This window comes from Tateyamaria algicola (assembly GCF_047715485.1).
GTDB lineage: Bacteria > Pseudomonadota > Alphaproteobacteria > Rhodobacterales > Rhodobacteraceae > Tateyamaria.
Genome location: NZ_CP180422.1, coordinates 2,194,898 through 2,215,718, shown reverse-complemented (window position 1 = coordinate 2,215,718; position 20,821 = coordinate 2,194,898). Strand labels below are relative to the sequence as shown.

Genomic DNA, 20,821 nt, shown 5'->3' with positions numbered 1-20,821 from the left:
TTGAACACCGAAGGCAGCGCAACCCGGCTGAGCTATGGCTTGAACGTCAACCCGATGCCACCGCTGTGCGGGCAACACGTTACGCTGACCCTTGGCGTGTCGAACCAGACCGACACCATCATCCATGTATCCCGGATCGACTTTCAAATCGTGGTTGGGCCACTGGCAACGGCCCTGACCAATGACACCTCCGATCTGCACCTGAACCATCCCGAGGACTGGAAGATCACGCAAAAGGGCGGGGCCTTCCACATCGCCCCGCTGTCCGCGGCGGCGGGTGCCATCGGGGCGGATGGTCTGGAATTCGACATCGGCAACATCCACGTCAACGACGAAAGCGGCCCAACCCCGGTCACCGTCACGGAACACAGCGCGGCCCCGGACACCGCGCGGCTGGGCACATGGACGACCCAACTGACCAAGGAAACGCCGCCCCTCGCGCTCAACAACCTGGTCGCAGACCCGCCGGACGTCGACTATCTTGGCGACACAACGCTCACCTGGTCGGCCACACATGGCGCTGTCATTGAAATCGTCCTGCCGGACAAGACGATCAGAACCGTCAAGGATATGCCGGGCAGGCCCTTGGCGGCACAGGGGTCCTACCTGCTCGAGGGGCTGGAAAAGAGCACGGTCATCACTGTCATCGCTACCGGGCAAAAGGCCGACGGCACTCACGACCGACAAGAGAAACAGATCACGGTGGCCTTGTGTCCGGCCACCCTCGTGCACGCCGAGGCGCTGACGCAGGCCACGCCGGGCGGCCAACCCGCCACGCAATTCAGGGTGAAACCCCAAAGCGTGCAACGCATGGTCATCAGCGGTCCCGACCTCGATCCGCTCGAGATCGAGGTCGATCCCACGGCCCTCGACGAAAACGGGTGTCTGACGGTACCGGACACGCCGATCCCACGGCTGTTTCCCACGACCTACAAGGTCGAGGTTGAAAACCCGGACTCGGCCCAGCCAACGGACTATGCGGTCGACTTCTGCCCACCGACAGACACGTGGATTCGCGTCGGCCCATCGCCCAACACCGATGTCAGTGCGCTGACCGCAACGACCAAGCGGCTGTGCAGTGTCGAGATGTGCACAGACGACGCCAGCCAGGCCCGCGTGTCATCCTCGACAGACGGCATGACCTGGACAACGCACAAGGCCCCGGCACCCTGGGCCAGCGCAACAGCAGGGTTCGAAGGAGTAGGTGCCTTTACAACCGATACGCTGCCGCAAACCTCGGCCTTTGCCTTTCAGGATCGGGTGTTCTTGTGCTCGACCCTCTTCGATCCGAACTTCACGTTTGGCATGTGGTACAGCGACGATCTGGAAACATGGGTTCAGGCGCCGCCGCTGGACCTGCCTCAACAGCAGGACATCGCAGTCGCCGGATGCATGGGCGTAGATCCAAAGGGGCATGTCTGGGCCGCATGCCATTCCGTCAACGACGCAGACAGCACAACCTTTCGCCTGTTCAAGACCGAGGACCTGAAAACCTGGACCGAGACGACCGCGCTCAAGGATGCGACGATCGACGCGAATGTGGTTGGGCAATCGCTCAACTGGATCAACGGCAAGATGTGGTTCACCGCCTCGAAATTCACAGGCAACACGCCCCCTGCCACAATTGTCATGACCGAAGACAGCGATGGTGTGATCACACAGGTCGATGGCCTCGAACTGGCGGGTAAACCTGGCGCACAACTGGTCGCCATCGGCGACGACGCTGCAACGGTTCTCAACACCGTGTTCATGGATGGCGACACCGCGCGTGATGACTACTTTGGCTATCCGCTTGTCCTGACCCGCATCCAGCCGGACAACACGGTCAGGCGGGATCCTCCAAAGGATGACCTGCCCCTGATCGTCCCACCCATCACCGTCAGAACCATTCAGATCGCGCAGTTCAATGGCGTGATCTTTGTCGACACAGTCGGGCAGATGAACGGCCTTGCAGATGATCCCGAACCGGCAACGCCGGGCCCTGGCGGTATCTGGATGTACTGCCCCTCGATCGAAAGCGCAAAACAATGACCGAAAACGCTTATGGCCGCGCGCCTCTCCTTGCCGCTGCACAGGGCACACAATCAACCTTGCTGCACTATGCGCTCTCCACCATTCCCAACCCGATCCAGGCGGACCGCAGCGCCTCCATCTCGATCAGTGTGACCAACCCGACCAACGCGGCCATTGACCTGCAAGAGCTCAAGATCAATCTGCAAAACGGGCGGTTCCCCCAAGACCTATCTGATGGTTTCAGCAACGTGGTCACCAAGGCGTCGCCCGGCTGGACATTTGGTCCGTCCTCGTCGCCGGGTATCTTCACGGTCAAACCCCAAACGCCCCAAGACGGCAATATCACCGCAAACTCGGTGGTGTTCGTGATCTCGAGCATCCCGGTCAACGACCAGCCGGGCGGGCCGGTGCCCTTTGTTCTGACCGAAACCACCGGGCCGAACGGGCGGATCGGCAAGCTGACCGTGGGCGTGAACAAGGCACCGCCGGATTTCTTTCTCGAAAACGTCTATGGCACGCCCAACCTGATCGACTACGACGGTAGCGGCACAGTCCATTGGAAGGCGACGCCCGGCGCAACCATCACACTGGATTTCGACGGGCAGGTGCACAGGCACGTCAAGGGGCAACCAGGCGATCCGCTGCCCGCGACCGGCAGCTACAGTTTCGACAATCTGACCACGGACAAGACCGTGACAGTCATCGCCAACAATCCCGGTTCGGGCAGCCCGCGCACCTTGCGCAAACAGGTGCAATTGCAGCTGTCCGTCGCGCGGATCGAAACGCTGACGGCCACGGTCAGTGCCACGCCCGGCACCCTACCGCATGTCGATATCGACTGGTCCGCCGCCAGCGCCACATCGGCAACGCTGTCCAATTCGCTCGCGGCAGTGTACCGCTTTGTCGATCCGCACAGCGGCACGTTCCAGACGCCGATTGCCGTGCAAACCGATTTTACCCTGTCAGCGGAAAATCCGGCCTACCCTGCCCCGTCCCACGCAACAGTAACCGCGACGCCCCCCGCCATGGGGTGGACAAAGGTCAATGGCGGCCCGAGCGAACCGCACTTTGTTCAGGCCATGCCAAACGGGCTGCTGTCCATCTCGGTCGTTAGCGCGGCTTTCTCGGAAAACGGCATGGACTGGATCGACGTCGCCTTTCCCATCGCACAAATTGGCGGGCAGAGCGGGAACCCCCCGCAACAACTGGAACAGCCCATCGGCACAACGGCGCGCAACAACGCGGCCATAACGATGACAAGGAACATCGCCGTGACCGGCCCCGCGCCGCACGCACGGCAGATCATGCTGACCTCCTCCACCGATCTGGAAACCTGGACGCAACCCCCAACGGCACCATGGGCCACATCCATCTTTCCCGATGCCAGCATCGTCACCGCGCCAACGGGCGATGTCTTTGTCTTCGGGGCGACCAGCACACAGAACGAGGTGTGGTGTTCCAAGGACGGGCTCAAGACCTGGACAAAACTGGCAAGCAAGGTGTGCGGCCCCCCTGCTTTAGCCCATCAATGGCGTGGTTTGCGGGCAAGATCTGGTTGATCGGCGGCCGGGACGCGCAAAGCACTCAACTCTACCACGTGTGGTCCAGCCCGGACGGCATCACCTGGACGCAGGAGAGCAACCCGAATTGGGAGGGGCTGCCCAGCCCGAATCCACAGGTCTTCCGGGGCAAGCTGTGCCTTTTCATGGCCTCAAGCCCTGTGTTCAAAAAGAAACTGCCGCTGGCCCTCTGGCAAATGGATGCGACGGGCGCATGGGCGCAGGACCCGGCCATCCCCAACGGTTACGCCCTGCCGACGGGGCCCATCGGTGGCATCGCCATTGCCGTCTACAAGGACACGTTGTTTGCGTCGTTCAACTCAAACACATCACTCAGCGGTATCTGGATGCGCAACACATGACACCACGCAAGGACGGCACCGACGCAACGCCACCAACCCTCACCTTGGGCATGACGGCCAACCCGGCAGCGCCCAAATGCGGCGAAACGCTCGACCTGTACTTCACAGTCGATTTTCCCGGCGCAGTGGCCATCGCCGTATCTGAAATCAAGATGACACTGGCCAAGGGGCGGTTCCCCGATGGGCTCGCCGAAAAATTCGATCACCTGCAGATCACAGGGGCCGAAGGCTGGACATTCGAACAAGCGGACAACGTCTTTACCGCCAAGCCGAAAACGCCCTGTGACGGGCAGCTCGGCAAGGACGGGCTGCAGTTCAACATCCTGAACATCAAGGTGAACAACGAACCCGGCGTGGCGCAGGTGAAAGTGACCAGCACAGCCGCCCTGGCCGGCGAGACACCGCAAGAATACAAACGCACCTTCCCGCTGGACAAGGTCCTGCCACCGCTTTCGCTGACAGACGTCTACGCCGACCCCCTGCCCGTACCTTATGGGGGATCAACAACGATCTACTGGACAGGGTCGGTCGGGGCCTCGATCACGGTGGACGTCAACGGCACCACCTACAACCACATCAAGGGTCATCCCGGAACGCCGTTGCACAGTTCCGGCAACTACAGCATCGACAACATGACCAAACACGCCGTGATCACCGTTACGGCCAAAGACGGGGCACCCGCCAACGCAACACCTGAACTGCAAAAGCAGTTCACCGTGCCCATCGAGGCACCCAGCGCCACCATGAAACTGGACCTGGCAGAAACCAAGACCAGGCATATCTGGAACGCAACCATCGACTGGACAACAACCAGCGCAACGCAGGCCACGCTTACGACACACCCGGGCGGCACATCCCAGCCCGTGGACGTCGGCCAAGGCAGCGTTGAAACATCCGTCCTCGTGCCCACGACGTTTGAGCTGACGGCCACGAACCCGGTGTCCGAAACCACGGCAACAGTCTCGAAAACCGTAGCGCCAGACCCCTTTTCCTGGGCTCCGGTTGGCAATGCTCCAATCGATAGCCCTTGGATGTGCGCACTATACGAAACCGCCCACGGCTTGGGCATGCTGAACCAGGCAGAGAGGTATGGGTCGCTCTGCAAGCTTTGGGTCACAAAGGACGCCGTCCACTGGCACAGGATCAAGACGCTCCCGGAAATCAACTGGGTCTATGCCATCTATTTTGCGGCGAACGACGGAATGACATTCATCTCGGCGCCAAATGCCGCAGGCACCGACTGGACGATCTACGGCTCGCACGATCTGGAAACGTGGTCTGTCATGCCAAAACCGCCGGGGTCCAAGATACACCCGGCCGCCATCACCTTCGACGACAAGGGAACGGCATGGATCTTCAACACTGCGGTGGCAGACAGCGAAAACGCGATGTGGACGTCAACCGACCAAATGCAAACCCTGGAACGTGTGGGCAGCACAAACCTGCCCAACTGCCATTCCACCAGCTTTCACTTCATGGGCGGCAAATTGTGGGCCATCGGGAGCCTCACATACATTTTCCCGGAACTCTCTGTGCACAGCTCAGAGGATGGGCGCACCTGGACGAAACATGACATTCCCGACGCGGTCCAAGGCTACTCGGGCCTGAAGGCGACCGTCTTTGACGACAAGATCTGCATCTTCATCTCTCCGGGCAAGGACATGCACACAACGCCTTTCACCCTTTGGCGGATCGACAGCCTTGGGCATTGGACGCGGGATGAACCAACAACCGACAACTACATTTCAACCGGTTTGAACAGCAATCTTCTCAGCGTGGCGCAGTATGGCGGTGTCCTGTTCACCGTCGATGGGCGCAACCTGAGTTTGTACAGCGGTGGCCTCTGGGCATGCAACCTTCCGACAAGCGAAAAGGACGACATATGACAACCGGCAAACTGACCATGGCGATGACGGCAACGCCCACGAATCCGCGTTGCGGCGAAACGCTGTCGCTGGCGTTTACCGTGACCAACGCGACCAAGTATATGATCGAGGTAACGTCGCTCAAATACACGTTGCAGCCGGGCAGCCTGCCGCTATCCCTCGCCAACAACTTCAACTCGGTCACCATCCAGTGCCCCAAGGGTTGGAGCGCACGTCAGAACGGTGGCATCTTTATCATGACGCCCGACACGCCAGCCGATGGTAAGGTCGGGCCGACAGGTCTGGAATTCGACATCAACGACATAACCGTCAACAACAGTCCCGGCACCTCGGACGTCAAAATGGAACAGGTCGGACCCGACAAAACCCATTACGAGACTCCGGCGAGCCTCAACAAAACCTGGCCGCCTCTGGCGATCACCGCGTTTTATGCCAACCCGCACAACAGCGTCGAATACGGCGGAAAGCCCCAGTTGGTCTGGGAGGCGTCGCTCGGCGCCGTCATTGCACTTGAATACAACGGCAAGGTTATCCGCAACGTCAAGAACGAGCCGTCCCAACCCCTGCCCAGTTCGGGCAGCTACGACATCGACGATCCGCTGGAACAGGCCACGGTCTTCACGCTGCTGGCCCAGTCCGGCCCCGGATCGTCCAAAGAGGCGCAGATCACGCAACAAACCATCGTGTCCATCGCGCCACCGACCATCACCGATTTCAATGTCACGGTCTCGACAGACCCGACAGTCATGCCCAGCGCAACACTCGACTGGACAACAGCCAGCGCAACGGCCGGAACGGTGACAACCACGCCGGGCGCTACGGCGCAGCCCGTCGATTTTGCGGCTGGCACAGCGCAGTTTCCCCTGCTGGTCAACAGCGTTTTCACCTTCACCGCCACCAACCCGGCCACGGTCGCATCCACCAGCGCAACCCAGCCCGCGCCTGTCACGGGGTTTGATTGGGTGCAGGTCAATCCCGGCCCCGACACCCAGGCCCACAGCACTATGCTGCTGTCGACCCACGCAGGCATCGCCGCCGCGACGACGCAAGGTAACAGCTCGGGGCTGTCAGGGCTCTACCTGTCCGCAGACGGGATGAATTGGACCACATGCGCGACATTCCCGCTGTTGGGGCAGCTTCCGATCGTCTACACCGCACCGGTTTCGGGTGTGATGACCTACCTGTCCGGGTTCAACCGGACAACAGGCGGCCTCGCACTGTTCAGCACAATGGATTTCATCACCTGGACGCCACTGCCGCCATTCCCGTCAGGAACGATGACCGGCGCCGGCGCACCGATTTGTGCAGACGGGGATAGCGCGCTCTGTGCGTTGGTGATGAACGCAGACGGCATGACCATCATGAGGCTTCCGGTTGGCGCCGCCCAATGGGAACAGGTGGGCACGGGATCCAGCGCAATTGGTCTCACAAACCTGCAATGGATGAATGGAGAGTTCTGGGTATTTGACCAGAGCACAACCAGCGACAACTCACCTCAGCCGATGCTGTGCAGCCGGTCCAGCGATGGTACAAACTGGACGACAACCAGCAGCCCGCCCCAACCGTGCGGCTTTGTCAGCCCCACCAACGCCGTCCAGACCGGGCACATCTACCTTCTTCCGGTGAACGATGTGAACTCCATTAAAACGCCATCACCGTTTGCGCTCTGGCGGGTCGATCAGAATGGAACATGGTTGCAGGACACACCCGTCCCCGGCGTGCAGGTCACCCCGAAACCCGAAGGCACAAATGTGGTCAGCTGGGACGGTACGCTCTTTGTCTCGGGCCAGAACCTGTTTACGCCCAACAGCGGTATCTGGGCCCGCAAACCCTGACCGCCGCGCAATCCACGTGATCCACCGCCACCTGCCCGACCTACCCCACGGCGACGCGGGGACGCCCGGCGGCCTCGACTGTCAGCGTCGCCTCGACAAACACCTCGCGGGCCTCGGCCTGCGCAGTGCGGATGTCCCGCGTGACACGCACATCAATCTCCTCGGCACCCGCTGCCTGTGCTGCGCCGGTCGCATCGTCACGCAATACAGTCTCTAACCGGGCCAAAGCCGCCTCTGACGCGGCAAAATCCTCTGGCCCCGTCTCCAGGTGTACGCGGTAGCGGCCCTCGCTCGGCGCAGTGACCGTCCCGCTGCGGCGCATCGTAACACGGCCCACCACGGCGCCAATGGCATTCGCGACACCCCCGTCAGCGGGCAGGATCATTTCGGTCCCCATCTCCGTGCCCACCGCCGGGTAGTATGTCACCGCCGAAGCGCCCAAACCGACAACAGGCACTGCCAAACCAGTCTCTAACTTGAGGAAACCGGCATGACCGCCCAACCCTTTCTGCATCAGAACATGGGTCGCCAGCCCCTCGTCCAACCCTTCCTCGGCCAGCGCGGCCTGCAACAGGGCCAGCCCGGTCTGATGGGTCAACTGATCCAGCACCATCCGCGCCAGACGCTCCGGCTCTGCCGCCAGCGCCTCGCCCGCACCTGTGCGCCGACGCCCGAACAACCGGCAGGCCATCCGCGCCGCCGACACGTCCCACGCCTCCAACCGCCCCAGCACGTGGCTCGCATCCGACGGCGTCAGTGCCGACACCTGCACCAGCCCGCGCGCCACCAGGCGCTTCAGCGCCCCCTGCTCCATCCGGGTGCGCAGCACGTCACCCATAGGGTGCACACCGCCCCCGATCCGCCCCAGCAGATCCGCATCACGGGACGCAAGGCCATCGGCCTGCACACCCGGAACCGCCCGCACAAACCGCCCGTCATGCTCTCCCGGCGTGCTGCTGCGCAACTGCGCCTCCAGCGTCGCCAGCACCACATCAGGTGCCTCATGCGCCAGCAACGCCACCGGAACCACGCGGCGCGGGCCCAGCGTCACACCACCGCGCAGGCCCTCACCGACGAAATGCACCTCGCTGTCACCGCCCAGCCCCGTGGTGCGCATCGCCACCGCCTCGACCATCGTGCGATAGGGGCCAACCCGCGCGCCGTCCGGGTCAATCGCGGGACGCCCATCGCGCAGCATCGCCACATCCGTCGTCGTGCCGCCAATGTCACTGACCAGCGCATGATCCGCCCCCGTCAGCCACCGCGCCCCCACGATCGAGGCCGCAGGCCCGCTCAGGATCGTCTCGATGGGCCGGGCACGAGCCTGCGCGGACGACATCAGCGCCCCATCCCCACGCACCACCATCATGGGCGCCTCGATCCCAAGGGCACGCAATTCGCCCTCGGCACGGCCGATCAGCGCATCGATCATCCCGATCAGCCGGGCATTCAGCACTGCGGTCAGCGCCCGCTTGGGGCCGCCCAGCTTGGCCGACAACTGGTGGCTGGCGGACACGGGCCGCCCCGTCACAGCGCGCACCATCTCCATCGCACGCTGCTCATGCGCGGGGTTACGGGTCGCAAATTGAGCCGCCACGGCAAAGCCGCTCACATCGTCCTTATGTGTCTCTAAAAAGGCCAAAAGCCCCGCCTCGTCCAGCGGTACGGCCTCCGCTCCATCATGCAGATGTCCGCCCGCAAGCACACAGACCGGATCACCCGCCAAGGCGTCCGCCAACCCCTGCGTCTCAAGATCCTGCGCGCGAAACCCGATGTAGATCAGCGCCACGCGACCGCCTTGCCCCTCGACCAGCGCATTGGTGGCCAGGGTCGTGGACAGTGACGCCATCGCAACGTCATGCGAGGCAACGCCGGATGCGGCCAGCACCGCCCGCACCGCCTCGCCCACACCCACGGCCAGATCGTGGCGCGTGGTCAGCGCCTTGGCGCGGGCCAAGACCTCCTCCTCGTCCCGGATCAAAACCGCGTCCGTATAGGTGCCGCCCGTATCGACGCCCAGCAATATGGCCATGCCCGTCCCCTTGTTTTCGGCCTGCCTACAGCGCCCGTTCGCGACCCGTCGCGCCCAAACGCGTCACCGCCCAGCGCGCAGCGTCGGCGACTGTGGCATCAGCGTCCTCAACCAGCCCCTGCGCAACAGGCACCAGCGTCATATCCCCCGAATTCCCGATGGCATACAGCACATTGCGCACAAACCGATCCCGCCCGATCCGCTTGATGGGCGATCCGGAAAACCGCGCGCGAAAAGCCGCATCATCCAACGCTGCCAATTCCGCCAAGGGCGGCGCACCAACCGCGCCCAGATAGCGCATGTCGCTTGCGGCAACGGCAAACTTGTTCCAGGGGCACACCGCCAGACAATCATCACAGCCATAAATCCGATTGCCCATCAGCGGGCGCAGCGTGACCTCCACAGGTCCCTTATGCTCAATCGTCAGATAGGAAATGCACCGCCGCGCGTCCAAACGGTAAGGCGCCGGAAACGCATCCGTCGGACACACGTCCAGACAGGCACGACAGGACCCGCAATGATCAACTTCGCCTGCGTCCGGTTCCAGCTCCAATGTGGTAAAAACAGACCCTAAAAAGGCCCAATTGCCCCAATCCCGGCTCACCAGATTGGTGTGCTTGCCCTGCCAGCCAAGGCCCGCCGCCTGCCCCAACGCCTTCTCCGGCACCGGGGCGGTATCCACGAACACCTTGATTTCACCCCCTGCCGTCTCGATCAACCAGCGCCCCAGACGCTTCAGCCGTTTCTTGACGATGTCATGGTAATCACGCCCCTGCGCATAGACCGACACGGCGCCCAAGTCGGGGCGCTCGAGCACCGCCAGTGGATCATGCGCGGGCGCATAACTCTCGGCCAGCATCAGCACCGACCGCGCCTCGGGCCACAGCGCCGCAGGGTTGCCGCGCCAATGCATCCGCTCGGTCATCCAGCCCATCTGCCCGTGATAGCCCTCGGCCACAAATGCGGCCAATCGATCCGCAACATCAGGCACCGCATCCGGGCGGCACACCCGCGCCATCACAAACCCTTCCTCAAGGGCGCGCGCTATGACCTGCTGTTTCAGGCCCATGTTTTCTTCTGACCAAAAATACCACGGGGTCTGGGGCAGCGCCCCAGTCCAACGCCAAATTCAAAAATCGAGGTCATTGTAGTGGCGCGGCGGTGGAAAGCCCGAGACCTGATCCGCCAGGATCGAGCGAAACGCGGGCCGCGACTTGATCTTGGCATACCAGTCCTTGACGACCTCCGACCGGTTCCAATCCACGTCACTGATGTAGTCCAAGGACGACAAATGAGCCGCAGCGGCAAAATCGGCCAACGTCATCACGTCCCCCGCCAGCCAGCGGCGGTGATCCAGCAGCCAGGTCATGTAGTCGAGGTGATACTTGATCGCCTTGGCCCCGTCCTTGACGTTCCGGCTGTCGGGAAAGCCCTGGCCCATCACCTTCTTGTTCACCCGCTCATAGAGCAGCTTGGACGTCACCTCGTGATGGAACTTGTCATCGAACCAGCCCACAAGGCGGCGCACCTCCAGTTTGGCAGCCGGATCGCTGGGCATCAGGGACGGCTCGGGCCGCGTCTCTTCGATGTATTCGCAAATTGCCGCGCTCTCGGCCATCATGATCCCGTCCAGACGCAGCACAGGCACCTTGGCGGCCGGATTGCGGCGCAGGAAATCCGGGTCCGCCTCCCAATAGCGCTCCTCGACCAGCTCCACCTCGATCTTCTTTTCCGCAAGGCTCAGGCGCACCTTGCGGCAAAAGGGGGACAGGGGAACGTGAAACAGTCGGGCCATGGTCAATCCGGGGTCATGCAATACGGTCTGGCATCCATGCACCTTAGAGGGTGGATTTTCAACTCTGGAAACAGCGCGCACGCCCATCCGCGCGGATCGTGGCCGCTCCGTCCAGGATCGAACTGGCGCGTTTGCGCACGTAGGATGACGGATTGCTGGCCGACCGCCCCTTGGGATTGGGCAGGATGGCTGCAAGGCGCGCGGCCTGCACATTGCTCAGCGCATCGGGGCCAACGCCGAAGTAATGACGCGATGCGGCCTCGATGCCAAACACGCCCTCGTCGAACTCGGCCACGTTCAGATACATCTCGAGGATACGGCGCTTGGACCACAGCGCCTCGACCAGCGGGGTCATCGCCGCCTCCATCACCTTGCGGGTCCAGGATCGCCCGTGCCAGAGGTACACGTTCTTGACCACCTGCTGCGAAATGGTCGACGCGCCCCGGCTGCTGCCCTCGTCAATGGCGCGGCGGATGGCCACGACGTCGAGGCCCCAGTGCAGGCAGAAATTGGCATCCTCGGCGGCCACGGCGGCGCGCGCCATGATCGGCGCAATCTCGTCCATATCGACCCACTCGTGGTCCACACCGCCCAACCGGCGGGATTCCTGCATCATGTAAAAGGTCGTGGGCGGGTTCAGCACCGACCACAGCAGCGTCGCCGCCACAGCGATCAGGAACACCACACTGACCCCGCGCAAGGTCCAGCGCAACAGCCAGCGTCCCGGTCGAAACCGGCGCTTGGCCTTGGATGTTTTGGTGGTCTTTTTACTGCTCTTTGCCATCCCCCCAAGCTATAGGGGCCGATGCGCGATCTGTGAACTACCGCGCCAACGATTGCGCCAGATATGTGCCTATCAGGCGCGCACCCTCGGGTGAGGGATGGATACCGTCAAAGGCGAACAGCGACCGGTCCTGCGGATCAAGCGCATCCTCTGAATCGACAAAGGTCAGGCCCGGCGTCTCGGCAGCCAGCCGGGCAAGGCGCGCGTCATATTCCACCAGATAGGGGCGGCACCCCGTGAACTGACCCGACCGGTTGCTGGCGTAATACCCCATCCAGACCACCCGCGCGCCCGTGCCCAGAACAGACGCAACAAACGCAGGCACCTCACCGCGCAACTCGGCATCGATCAGCCCATCCAGCACGGCGTCGCAAGCCCGGCACCGGCAGTCGTTCAGAAAATCATTCGCCCCGCCGTTCATCAGCACCACGTCCCACGCGCCCCGACGAAACTGCGCGCGCACGTCAAACCCTGCCGCACGCCCCAGCCGCGAGGTGTTGGAAAACCGCGACCCCGCAACCGCGTCATTCTCGACATCGGCCCGCAGCACCGCACCCATCACCGACGGGATGTCGCGCCCCGTCCACTTGTGCCAGGCCATGATGGAATCCCCGATGGCCAGCACGCGCAACGGCTCCGCCCCAAGGGGCGCGGCCATCATGCACAGACAAAGGAACAGAACCCGCATGGCCCATAGATATGGCCCCACGGCGACAGGGCCAGCCATACACGATCTATTCACCAAAAAATCAGAAAACTCTAATCAATTACAAAGTGTTAATGGCTAACAGAAATTAAGCGATTCTGCTATGGTTCAAGGTGCTCACACTCTTAACACCATGTCGGAGATCGGAGATGATTGAAGAACTCACACGCGCCCAATCCGGCGCCGTCGCACCGCAATTCCGGGTGCTGAACACCACAGATGCCGCCCTTGTCTGGGTCCTCAAATGGTCCGGCGACGCGGATCACGTGATCGCCAACAAGCTGGGGACAATGCCCACCCGCGTTGCGGACGTGCTGGCCGAGAATACCCATGTGGGCAGCCGCGACAAGGCGAGCAAGATGATCGCAAGGCGCGACGAAGACGCCCAGCACCAGTTCGCGAGATAGAGTTCTTTCGGTCCTGCCTGCACATGAAAAAGGGCCAGGAACTCAATCCCGGCCCGCTTTCAATGCACTCCAGGCTCACTCGGCCGGAATAGCCCCCTGCTCCAGGCTCAGCGGCGCGGGCAGATGCACCAGCATCTCCTTGGGGCAGACCTGCAGGAAATGGTGCTGTTCGGTGTCCCAGTGCTGCAGGATATCGGCGGCTTTGACACTGCCGGTCTCGCGCAAATGCCGCTCCAGCAACTCTTCGAGCTGCCCCATCCAGTGATCCACGGTCACCGGGCAGGTCACCAGCGTTTCCATGTTCATCAACGCTTCGGCCTTGCCCTCGGGGTCGTACAGATACGCCATACCCCCGGTCATGCCCGCGCCAAAGTTTGCGCCGATCTCGCCCAGGATCACGGCAACGCCGCCGGTCATGTATTCACACCCGTTCGATCCACAGCCCTCGATCACGACCTGCGCGCCCGAATTGCGCACGGCAAACCGCTCGCCCGCGCGGCCTGCGGCAAACAGGAACCCGTCGGTCGCGCCATACAGCACCGTGTTGCCGATGATGGTGTTTTCCGCCGCCACGATGGGGCTGGCCATGGGCGGGCGCACCACGATGGTGCCCCCCGACAGGCCCTTGCCCACATAGTCATTGGCATCGCCCGACACTTCCAGCTTTAGCCCCGGCGCCGCAAAGGCCCCCAGGGATTGGCCAGCAGAGCCAGTCAGCTTCACCGTCAAATGATCCGGCTGCAACGTGTTGCGCATGCCGAATTTGCGCACGATATGGCTCGACGTGCGGGTGCCAACCGTCCGGTGCGTGTTCTGCACCGCGTAAGACAGCTGCATTTTCTCGCCATCCTCAAGGAACCGCGCCGCGTCCCGCACGATCTGTGCATCCAGCGTGTCGGGCACCGCGTTGCGGTCCTTGTCGCGGTTGTAGACGATGTCGGCGGCCCCATCGACGGTGATCAGCATCGGGTTGAGGTCGAGGTCATCCAGATGGGCCGACCCGCGCGACACCTGCGCCAGCAGGTCCGCACGGCCAATCACGTCGTCCATCGACCGGGCACCGATCTGCGCCAGCAACTCACGCACTTCCTGCGCGTAGAAGGTGATCAGGTTCACCACCTTGTCCGCATTGCCGGTGAACTTTTCGCGCAGCGATTCATCCTGCGTACACACGCCCACGGGGCAGGTGTTGGACTGGCACTGGCGCACCATGATGCAGCCCATGGCGATCAGCGCCGCAGTGCCGATGCCGTATTCTTCGGCCCCCAGCATCGCCGCCATCACGATATCGCGCCCAGTGCGCAGGCCCCCGTCGGTACGCAATGTCACCCGCTCACGCAGGTTGTTCATCGACAGCACCTGATGCGCCTCGGTCAGGCCCATTTCCCAGGGCAGACCGGCGTATTTGATCGAGGTCGCAGGCGACGCCCCGGTGCCTCCATTGTGCCCCGAAATCAGGATCACATCGGCCTTGGCCTTGGCGACACCGGCCGCAATGGTGCCGACGCCGCTTGATGCCACCAGCTTGACCGTCACCTTGCAGCGCGGGTTGATCTGCTTGAGGTCATAGATCAGCTGCGCCAGATCCTCGATCGAATAGATATCGTGGTGCGGCGGAGGGCTGATCAGCGTCACACCCTTGGTCGAATGGCGCAGACGCGCAATCAGGTCGGTGACCTTCATGCCGGGCAACTGGCCACCCTCACCGGGCTTGGCGCCTTGGGCAACCTTGATCTCCAGCTCTTCGCACTGATTCAGGTACTCGGCGGTCACGCCAAATCTACCGCTCGCCACCTGCTTGATCTTGGCCGACGGGTTGTCGCCATTGGGCTCGGGGTGGAAATGCGCGGGATCTTCTCCGCCCTCGCCACTGTCCGACTTCGCCCCAATCCGGTTCATCGCCACGTTCAGCGTCTTGTGCGCCTCCGGGCTCAGCGCGCCCAAGCTCATGCCCGGCGTGACAAAGCGTTTGCGGATCGACGTGATGCTTTCCACCTCTTCCAACGGCACAGGCGCGCCCAGCGGCTTGATGTCCATCAGGTCACGCAGGTGGATCGGCGGGTTCGACCGCATCTTGGCCGAATACTGCTGCCACAGCTGGTAAGACGCCTTGTTACAGGCCATCTGCATCATGTGCATGCTGGTCGCTTCCCAGGCATGCGTCTCACCCGACTGGCGCGCCTTGTAGAAACCGCCGATGGGCAGCACGTTGGTGCCCTCCCAGCCTGCGCGATGCACCTCTTCGGCCTTGGACTGAATGCCGGTGACACCAATGCCCGAAATACGGCTGGTCATGCCGGGGAAGTATTCCGCACACATGGCGCGCGACAGGCCTACAGCCTCGAAATTCAGACCGCCGCGATAGGACGAGACAACCGAAATCCCCATCTTCGCCATGATCTTGAGCAGACCCTGATCAATCGCGTTGCGATAGCGCGCAACCGCCTCGGTCAGTGTCCCGTCGATCAGGCTCCGATCAATGCGATCAGCCAGCGAATCCTCGGCGAGGTAGGCGTTGACCACGGTCGCACCACAGCCGATCAGCACGGCAAAGTAATGCGGGTCGATGCATTCGGCACTGCGCACGTTCAGCGAACAGAAGGTGCGCAGGCCCTTGCGGGTCAGATGGCTGTGCACGGCACTTGTCGCCAGAATCATCGGCATCGCCACGCGGCCTGCATCGGAATGCTGGTCGGTCAGGATGATATGCCCCGCACCGGACCGCACGGCATCCTCCGCTTCGTCTCTGATACGGGCCAAACCGGCGCTCAGCGCGCCCGTGCCCGCCTCGAACGAACAGTCGATCTCGACCAGATCGGCGTTGAAATGCGCGGTGATCTCGTCCCACTGGCTGTTGCCCACAAAGGGGCTGTCCAGCGTGATGATCTCGGTCTGTGCGCTGCTTTCGTCCAGCACGTTCTTGAGGTTGCCGAACCGTGTCTTCAGGCTCATCACCCGGAACTCGCGCAGGGAGTCGATGGGCGGGTTCGTCACCTGGGAAAAGTTCTGGCGGAAGAAATGCGACAGCGGGCGGTACTTCTTGGACAACACCGCGCTGGGGGTATCATCCCCCATCGACGCCAGCGCCTCTTTCCCGTCCTCGGCCATGGGGGCCAGGATGTTTTCCAGCTCTTCAATCGTATACCCGGCCGCAATCTGACGGCGGCGCAGCGCATCGCCCGTGAACACCGGCTTTTCCATCACACCGGACAGATCGGATTCCAGGTCCTTGATCTTGCCCACCCAGTCGCCAAAGGGCTGCGAGGCGGCCAGTTGATCCTTGATCTCGGTGTCGTGGAACAACTTGCCCTCGGCCATATCCACGGCCAGAATCTGGCCCGGCCCCAGCGCACCCTTTTCGACCACATTGGCCTCTTCTAGGGGCACCATACCGGTTTCCGACCCGGCAATGACCATCCCGTCATTGGTCACGACATAACGCATCGGGCGTAGCCCGTTCCGGTCCAGACCCGCACACACCCAGCGGCCATCGGTCATCGCAAGGGCGGCAGGGCCATCCCACGGTTCCATCACCGAGTTGCAGTAGGAATACATGTCGCGCCACGCCTGCGGCAGCTCCACCGCCTGCTTGGACCACGACTCGGGCACCAGCATCGTCTTGGCCATCGGCGCATTGCGACCCGCACGCACCAGCACCTCGAACACCGCATCCAGCGCGGCGCTGTCACTCGACCCGCTCGCCACGATGGGCTTGATGTCCTCGGCCATGTCGCCAAAGGCACCCGAGGCCATGCGGATCTCGTGGCTCTTCATCCAGTTCAGATTGCCCTTCAGCGTGTTGATCTCGCCGTTATGGGCCAGCATGCGGAAGGGCTGGGCCAGCCACCACTGAGGGAAAGTGTTGGTGGAATAACGCTGGTGATAAATGGCAAAGGCACTCTCGAACCGCTCATCCATCAGGTCGGGGTAAAACTCCGCCACCTGCTCGGCCAGCATCATGCCCTTGTAGATGATCGACCGGCATGACAGCGACGCGATGTACAGCGCAGGCACCTGCGCGGCCAAGGCCGCCTTCTCGATCCGACGACGAATGACATACAGCTCACGCTCAAACGTCTCTTCATCCACACCTTTGGAATTGCTGATCAAAATCTGCTCGATCTCGGGGCGGGTGGCATTGGCCTTTTCGCCCAGACAGGCAATCTCGACCGGCACGTGGCGCCAGCCATAGATGTAATAGCCCATGCGCAGCACTTCAGTTTCCACGATTGTGCGGCAGGTTTCCTGCGCCCCGAAATCCGTGCGGGGCAGAAACACCTGGCCCACGGCAATCAACTGGTCGCGGTTGGGCGTGTGGCCGGTCCGCTCGATCTGGTCATAGAAGAACGGCACCGGGATCTGCACGTGAATGCCCGCGCCATCGCCGGTCTTGCCATCGGCATCGACCGCGCCACGGTGCCAGATCGCCTTCAGCGCCTTGATCCCGTTTTCGACCACCTGACGGCTGGGCGTGCCATCGACCGACACAACCAGACCCACGCCACAGGATGAATGCTCTTCAGCCTCGGAATAAAGACCATTTTCGGCCATGAACGTGCGCTTGGCGTCCTCGCGGCGTACCCAATCGGCGTCATATTTGGTCATTGGTCAGATCCTTTCACAGTCGGGCGATAGCTGGCGATGGACGCCTCACAATCGTAAAGCGGTGTCTTGGTGAAAAAGCCGGGCTCGCCCGGATAGATGAAATCGACGGGCGAATTGTCTTCCTCGAACGGCTCGCCCTCATGGGTGCCGGAATAGGTGCCCGCGATGAAACGGCGATGACGAACCGACACATATTCGGTCCCGGTCACTTCCAGGAACGGCCCGCTCGTGCTTTCGTGGCGGGCGTCAAAGGCGGTGACCAGCAGCGGCTCGCCATCAATCACGACCTCTTCGCCGGTCAAACGGTCAAAGCCGACAACGCGCACCACCCGGTCCGGGGCACGCTGTAGAAAATCATAGGTGTCGATGCCCGTGGCCAGCAACTCGGTCAGGCTTGCCGGATCGTCCGAGGGCTGCACAAGCACGCGGCGCTGGGTGGGGAACAGGTTATAGGATTCCACCCACTGCGTTTCGCTGTCGATACGCGATACGAAACGGGGGCCATCCACCCCGAACTCCATGCGCCAGCTGTCGCCGGGGGCGTCCGCCTCGCAGGTCCAGATATTGTCGACCTGACAGCCACGCGACTGGATGGTCAACTGCTCGGTACAGCCTGCGGGCGGATAAAACCGGCTGCCATCCTGCGCGTGGGCTGCCGTGCCGAACAGCAGTACGATGGGCATCAAAAAACGGATCATGCGGTGTCATCCACATCAGGGTTCGCCGCCACCACGTCGGCGCGGGTCAACTGTTTGTGGCCCTCCCCAACATAGGCAAAGCTGGCGGGCTTTTGATCGACATAGATCTCGTGGCTGAGGGTAAAGCGACCGGGATCGTCAAACAGGCCAAGCGGCAATTCGGTATAACCGAACCACTTGTCGCGTTTGGTGTGGCGGAAATACAGGTTGGTACCGCAGGTCTTGCACCAGGCACGCTCAGCCCATGCGCTGCTGGCGCGCACGGCGATGTTGTCCGTACCGTGCCATGTCACGTCTTCGGTCTTCATATCGACCCCGAGCAGGGCGGACCCCGTCCAGCGGCGGCACATCGGACAATGGCAGATACCGTAAGTCGACGGCACATTGCGCGCGTCAAAGCGCACAGCCCCGCACATGCACCCTCCACTCCGCGTTGTTTTGTCGTCCGCCATGTTTACCGTTCCTTTACCGGTTGAGGCATTTCAGGTCAGCATTGTTGACCTGGGTTGTTCATTTTCTCTTCAGTTCTGCGCCCGGATGCAAAACGTACATTTTTCGGGGCAATCTGCGCAGTTTCGTGATTTTGGCCAAAATCCGGTGATTCTGGCCGGTTTCAAAATGTACAATTTGCTGGTGAAACTGCGCAGTTTGGTCCGTCCACTACTCGGCGGCGATCACTTGGGCCGTTGCATTCATTTGCTCCAGAATGGCCTCTGCACAGTTGCGCCCATCCTTGATGGCCCACACAACCAGGCTCGCGCCGCGCACGATATCACCCACCGCATAGACACCGTCCATCGCCGTCTTGCCGGTCGTGAACTCCGCCTTCACCGTGCCCCAGCGGGTCACTTCCAGTTCGGGCTGATCCCATAGGGTCGGCAGCGCCTCGGGCTCGAAGCCCAGTGCCTTGATGACCAGATCGGCCTCTTCGACATAGTCGGCGCCTTCGATCACCTCGGGGGCCTGACGGCCTGTCGCATCCGGCGCGCCAAGGCGCATCTTCTGCACCATCACGCCCGCAACTTTGTCGCCATCGGTGGTGAACCCTTTGGGCGCGCTCAGCCACTCGAACACCACGCCCTCTTCCTCGGCGTTCTGCACCTCACGTTGCGATCCCGGCATGTTGGCGCGGTCCCGGCGATAGAGGCATTTGACCGACGTCGCGCCCTGCCGGATCGACGTGCGCACGCAGTCCATCGCGGTGTCGCCACCGCCGATGACCACGACGTTCTTGCCTTCCGCATTCAGGCGGCCACTGTCGAAATCCTCGACCGCATCGCCAAAGCTTTTGCGGTTGCTCGCCGTCAGGAAATCAATCGCCTTTTCGATGCCCTCAGCTTCACCGTTAGGCATTGAAAGATCACGGCTTTTGTAGACACCCGTTGCGATGATAACCGCGTCATGGGCGTCACGAATCTCGGCAAAGCTGATGTCGTCACCCACGTTGCAATTCTGCTTGAAGGTCACGCCGCCCAGTTCCAACTGCTCGTTGCGACGCATGACCACATCCTTCTCCAGCTTGAAGCCAGGGATGCCATAGGTCAGCAGGCCGCCCGCACGGTCGTAGCGGTCATAGATCGTCACTTGAATGCCTGCACGGCGCAGCACATCCGCGGCGGCAAGGCCCCCGGGGCCCGCGCCGATGATACCCACGGATTCGGCCCGCTCCATGCTTGGCTTGATGGGCAGAACCCAGCCCTGATCCCACGCGGTATCGGTGATGTATTTCTCGACCGACCCGATGGTGACGGTGCCATGTCCCGACTGTTCGATCACGCAATTGCCTTCGCACAGACGGTCCTGCGGGCAGATACGGCCACAGATTTCGGGGAAGGTGTTGGTGGCCTGGCTGACCTCATAAGCCTCGCGCAACCGCCCCTCGGCCGTCAGGCGCAGCCAGTCGGGGATGTTGTTGTGCAGTGGGCAATGGCTCTGGCAATACGGCACACCGCACTGCGAACAGCGGCTGGATTGCTCCTGCGCCTTGGCCTCGGCATACTCCGCATAAATCTCATTGAAATCCTCACGACGCACCTCAGCCGCACGCTTCTCCGGCATGTCACGTTCGATCTTCACGAATTTCAACATCGGTTGCTCGGCCATGTGTCGCTCCTCCCCACTGGGTTCTTGCGGGCGGTC

At 62.1% G+C, this 20,821-nt stretch carries 15 protein-coding genes; 6 read left to right on the top strand and 9 right to left on the bottom strand.

The genetic code is table 11. The features are described 5' to 3' along the window. From ACMHLQ_RS13275 to ACMHLQ_RS13255, 5 genes are read left to right on the top strand one after another with little or no spacing between them, the layout of a single operon-like run. Positions 1–2,031, top strand: coding sequence for a hypothetical protein (locus ACMHLQ_RS13275; RefSeq protein WP_415401129.1), 2,031 nt, complete (start codon positions 1–3; stop codon positions 2,029–2,031). Beyond that, a complete protein-coding gene (locus ACMHLQ_RS13270) occupies positions 2,028–3,572 on the top strand; it encodes a hypothetical protein (protein WP_415401128.1) in 1,545 nt (514 codons plus the stop codon). Before ACMHLQ_RS13275 ends, ACMHLQ_RS13270 begins: the two co-directional genes overlap by 4 nt. Continuing rightward, a complete protein-coding gene (locus ACMHLQ_RS13265; protein WP_415401127.1) occupies positions 3,542–3,934 on the top strand; it encodes a hypothetical protein in 393 nt (130 codons plus the stop codon). Before ACMHLQ_RS13270 ends, ACMHLQ_RS13265 begins: the two co-directional genes overlap by 31 nt. Next, complete coding sequence (locus tag ACMHLQ_RS13260) at positions 3,931–5,820, top strand: hypothetical protein (protein WP_415401126.1); 1,890 nt, start codon at positions 3,931–3,933, stop codon at positions 5,818–5,820. The genes ACMHLQ_RS13265 and ACMHLQ_RS13260 overlap by 4 nt, the downstream gene beginning before the upstream one ends. Continuing rightward, a complete protein-coding gene (locus ACMHLQ_RS13255) occupies positions 5,817–7,655 on the top strand; it encodes a hypothetical protein (RefSeq protein WP_415401125.1) in 1,839 nt (612 codons plus the stop codon). The genes ACMHLQ_RS13260 and ACMHLQ_RS13255 overlap by 4 nt, the downstream gene beginning before the upstream one ends. A gap of 40 nt (positions 7,656–7,695) precedes the next feature. Here ACMHLQ_RS13255 and ACMHLQ_RS13250 read toward each other — a convergent pair whose 3' ends face one another. The 5 genes from ACMHLQ_RS13250 to ACMHLQ_RS13230 are packed head-to-tail and all read right to left on the bottom strand — an operon-like array spanning position 7,696 to position 12,954. Continuing rightward, entirely contained in the window at positions 7,696–9,687 is a 1,992-nt protein-coding gene (locus ACMHLQ_RS13250; RefSeq protein ID WP_415401124.1) for a hydantoinase/oxoprolinase N-terminal domain-containing protein, read from the bottom strand. A 25-nt stretch (positions 9,688–9,712) separates the two neighbouring features. Next, complete coding sequence (queG, locus tag ACMHLQ_RS13245; RefSeq protein WP_415401123.1) at positions 9,713–10,756, bottom strand: tRNA epoxyqueuosine(34) reductase QueG; 1,044 nt, start codon at positions 10,754–10,756, stop codon at positions 9,713–9,715. 60 nt (positions 10,757–10,816) lie between these two features. Next, complete coding sequence (locus ACMHLQ_RS13240) at positions 10,817–11,482, bottom strand: glutathione S-transferase family protein (RefSeq protein WP_415401122.1); 666 nt, start codon at positions 11,480–11,482, stop codon at positions 10,817–10,819. Positions 11,483–11,540: 58 nt separating this feature from the next. Further along, positions 11,541–12,266: a monofunctional biosynthetic peptidoglycan transglycosylase gene (gene mtgA, locus ACMHLQ_RS13235; protein WP_415401121.1), complete on the bottom strand. Its 726-nt coding sequence runs from the start codon at positions 12,264–12,266 to the stop codon at positions 11,541–11,543. A gap of 37 nt (positions 12,267–12,303) precedes the next feature. Next, a complete protein-coding gene (locus ACMHLQ_RS13230) occupies positions 12,304–12,954 on the bottom strand; it encodes an SGNH/GDSL hydrolase family protein (protein ID WP_415401120.1) in 651 nt (216 codons plus the stop codon). A 167-nt stretch (positions 12,955–13,121) separates the two neighbouring features. Between ACMHLQ_RS13230 and ACMHLQ_RS13225 the strand changes: the two genes are divergently transcribed. Then, on the top strand, positions 13,122–13,379 hold the full coding sequence (locus ACMHLQ_RS13225) for a hypothetical protein (protein WP_415401119.1): 258 nt from the start codon (positions 13,122–13,124) through the stop codon (positions 13,377–13,379). A 75-nt stretch (positions 13,380–13,454) separates the two neighbouring features. Here ACMHLQ_RS13225 and gltB read toward each other — a convergent pair whose 3' ends face one another. The 4 genes from gltB to ACMHLQ_RS13205 form a co-directional block, all read right to left on the bottom strand. Continuing rightward, positions 13,455–17,984 (bottom strand): glutamate synthase large subunit, encoded by a 4,530-nt coding sequence (gltB, locus tag ACMHLQ_RS13220; RefSeq protein WP_415401118.1) that lies wholly within the window; start codon positions 17,982–17,984, stop codon positions 13,455–13,457. Continuing rightward, the gene (locus tag ACMHLQ_RS13215) at positions 17,981–18,682 is read right to left on the bottom strand and encodes a hypothetical protein (RefSeq protein ID WP_415401117.1); all 702 of its coding nucleotides are present in this window, start codon (positions 18,680–18,682) and stop codon (positions 17,981–17,983) included. The genes gltB and ACMHLQ_RS13215 overlap by 4 nt, the downstream gene beginning before the upstream one ends. Then, positions 18,679–19,134 carry a GFA family protein gene (locus ACMHLQ_RS13210; RefSeq protein ID WP_415401116.1) on the bottom strand — a complete coding sequence of 152 codons (456 nt, stop codon included), beginning with the start codon at positions 19,132–19,134 and terminating at the stop codon, positions 18,679–18,681. Before ACMHLQ_RS13210 ends, ACMHLQ_RS13215 begins: the two co-directional genes overlap by 4 nt. Before the next feature lie 208 nt (positions 19,135–19,342). Beyond that, on the bottom strand, positions 19,343–20,785 hold the full coding sequence (locus ACMHLQ_RS13205; RefSeq protein WP_415401114.1) for an NAD(P)-dependent oxidoreductase: 1,443 nt from the start codon (positions 20,783–20,785) through the stop codon (positions 19,343–19,345). Between the last annotated feature and the right edge of the window lie 36 nt (positions 20,786–20,821).

Excerpts from the sequence above, each read along its gene's own strand:
- ACMHLQ_RS13270 (WP_415401128.1), top strand. The coding sequence starts at position 2,028 with ATGACCGAAAACGCTTATGGCCGCGCGCCTCTCCTTGCCGCTGCACAG.
- ACMHLQ_RS13265 (WP_415401127.1), top strand. The coding sequence starts at position 3,542 with ATGGCGTGGTTTGCGGGCAAGATCTGGTTGATCGGCGGCCGGGACGCG.
- ACMHLQ_RS13260 (WP_415401126.1), top strand. The coding sequence starts at position 3,931 with ATGACACCACGCAAGGACGGCACCGACGCAACGCCACCAACCCTCACC.
- ACMHLQ_RS13255 (WP_415401125.1), top strand. The coding sequence starts at position 5,817 with ATGACAACCGGCAAACTGACCATGGCGATGACGGCAACGCCCACGAAT.
- ACMHLQ_RS13250 (WP_415401124.1), bottom strand. The coding sequence starts at position 9,687 with ATGGCCATATTGCTGGGCGTCGATACGGGCGGCACCTATACGGACGCG.
- queG (WP_415401123.1), bottom strand. The coding sequence starts at position 10,756 with ATGGGCCTGAAACAGCAGGTCATAGCGCGCGCCCTTGAGGAAGGGTTT.
- ACMHLQ_RS13240 (WP_415401122.1), bottom strand. The coding sequence starts at position 11,482 with ATGGCCCGACTGTTTCACGTTCCCCTGTCCCCCTTTTGCCGCAAGGTG.
- mtgA (WP_415401121.1), bottom strand. The coding sequence starts at position 12,266 with ATGGCAAAGAGCAGTAAAAAGACCACCAAAACATCCAAGGCCAAGCGC.
- ACMHLQ_RS13230 (WP_415401120.1), bottom strand. The coding sequence starts at position 12,954 with ATGCGGGTTCTGTTCCTTTGTCTGTGCATGATGGCCGCGCCCCTTGGG.
- ACMHLQ_RS13225 (WP_415401119.1), top strand. The coding sequence starts at position 13,122 with ATGATTGAAGAACTCACACGCGCCCAATCCGGCGCCGTCGCACCGCAA.
- gltB (WP_415401118.1), bottom strand. The coding sequence starts at position 17,984 with ATGACCAAATATGACGCCGATTGGGTACGCCGCGAGGACGCCAAGCGC.
- ACMHLQ_RS13215 (WP_415401117.1), bottom strand. The coding sequence starts at position 18,682 with ATGATCCGTTTTTTGATGCCCATCGTACTGCTGTTCGGCACGGCAGCC.
- ACMHLQ_RS13210 (WP_415401116.1), bottom strand. The coding sequence starts at position 19,134 with ATGGCGGACGACAAAACAACGCGGAGTGGAGGGTGCATGTGCGGGGCT.
- ACMHLQ_RS13205 (WP_415401114.1), bottom strand. The coding sequence starts at position 20,785 with ATGGCCGAGCAACCGATGTTGAAATTCGTGAAGATCGAACGTGACATG.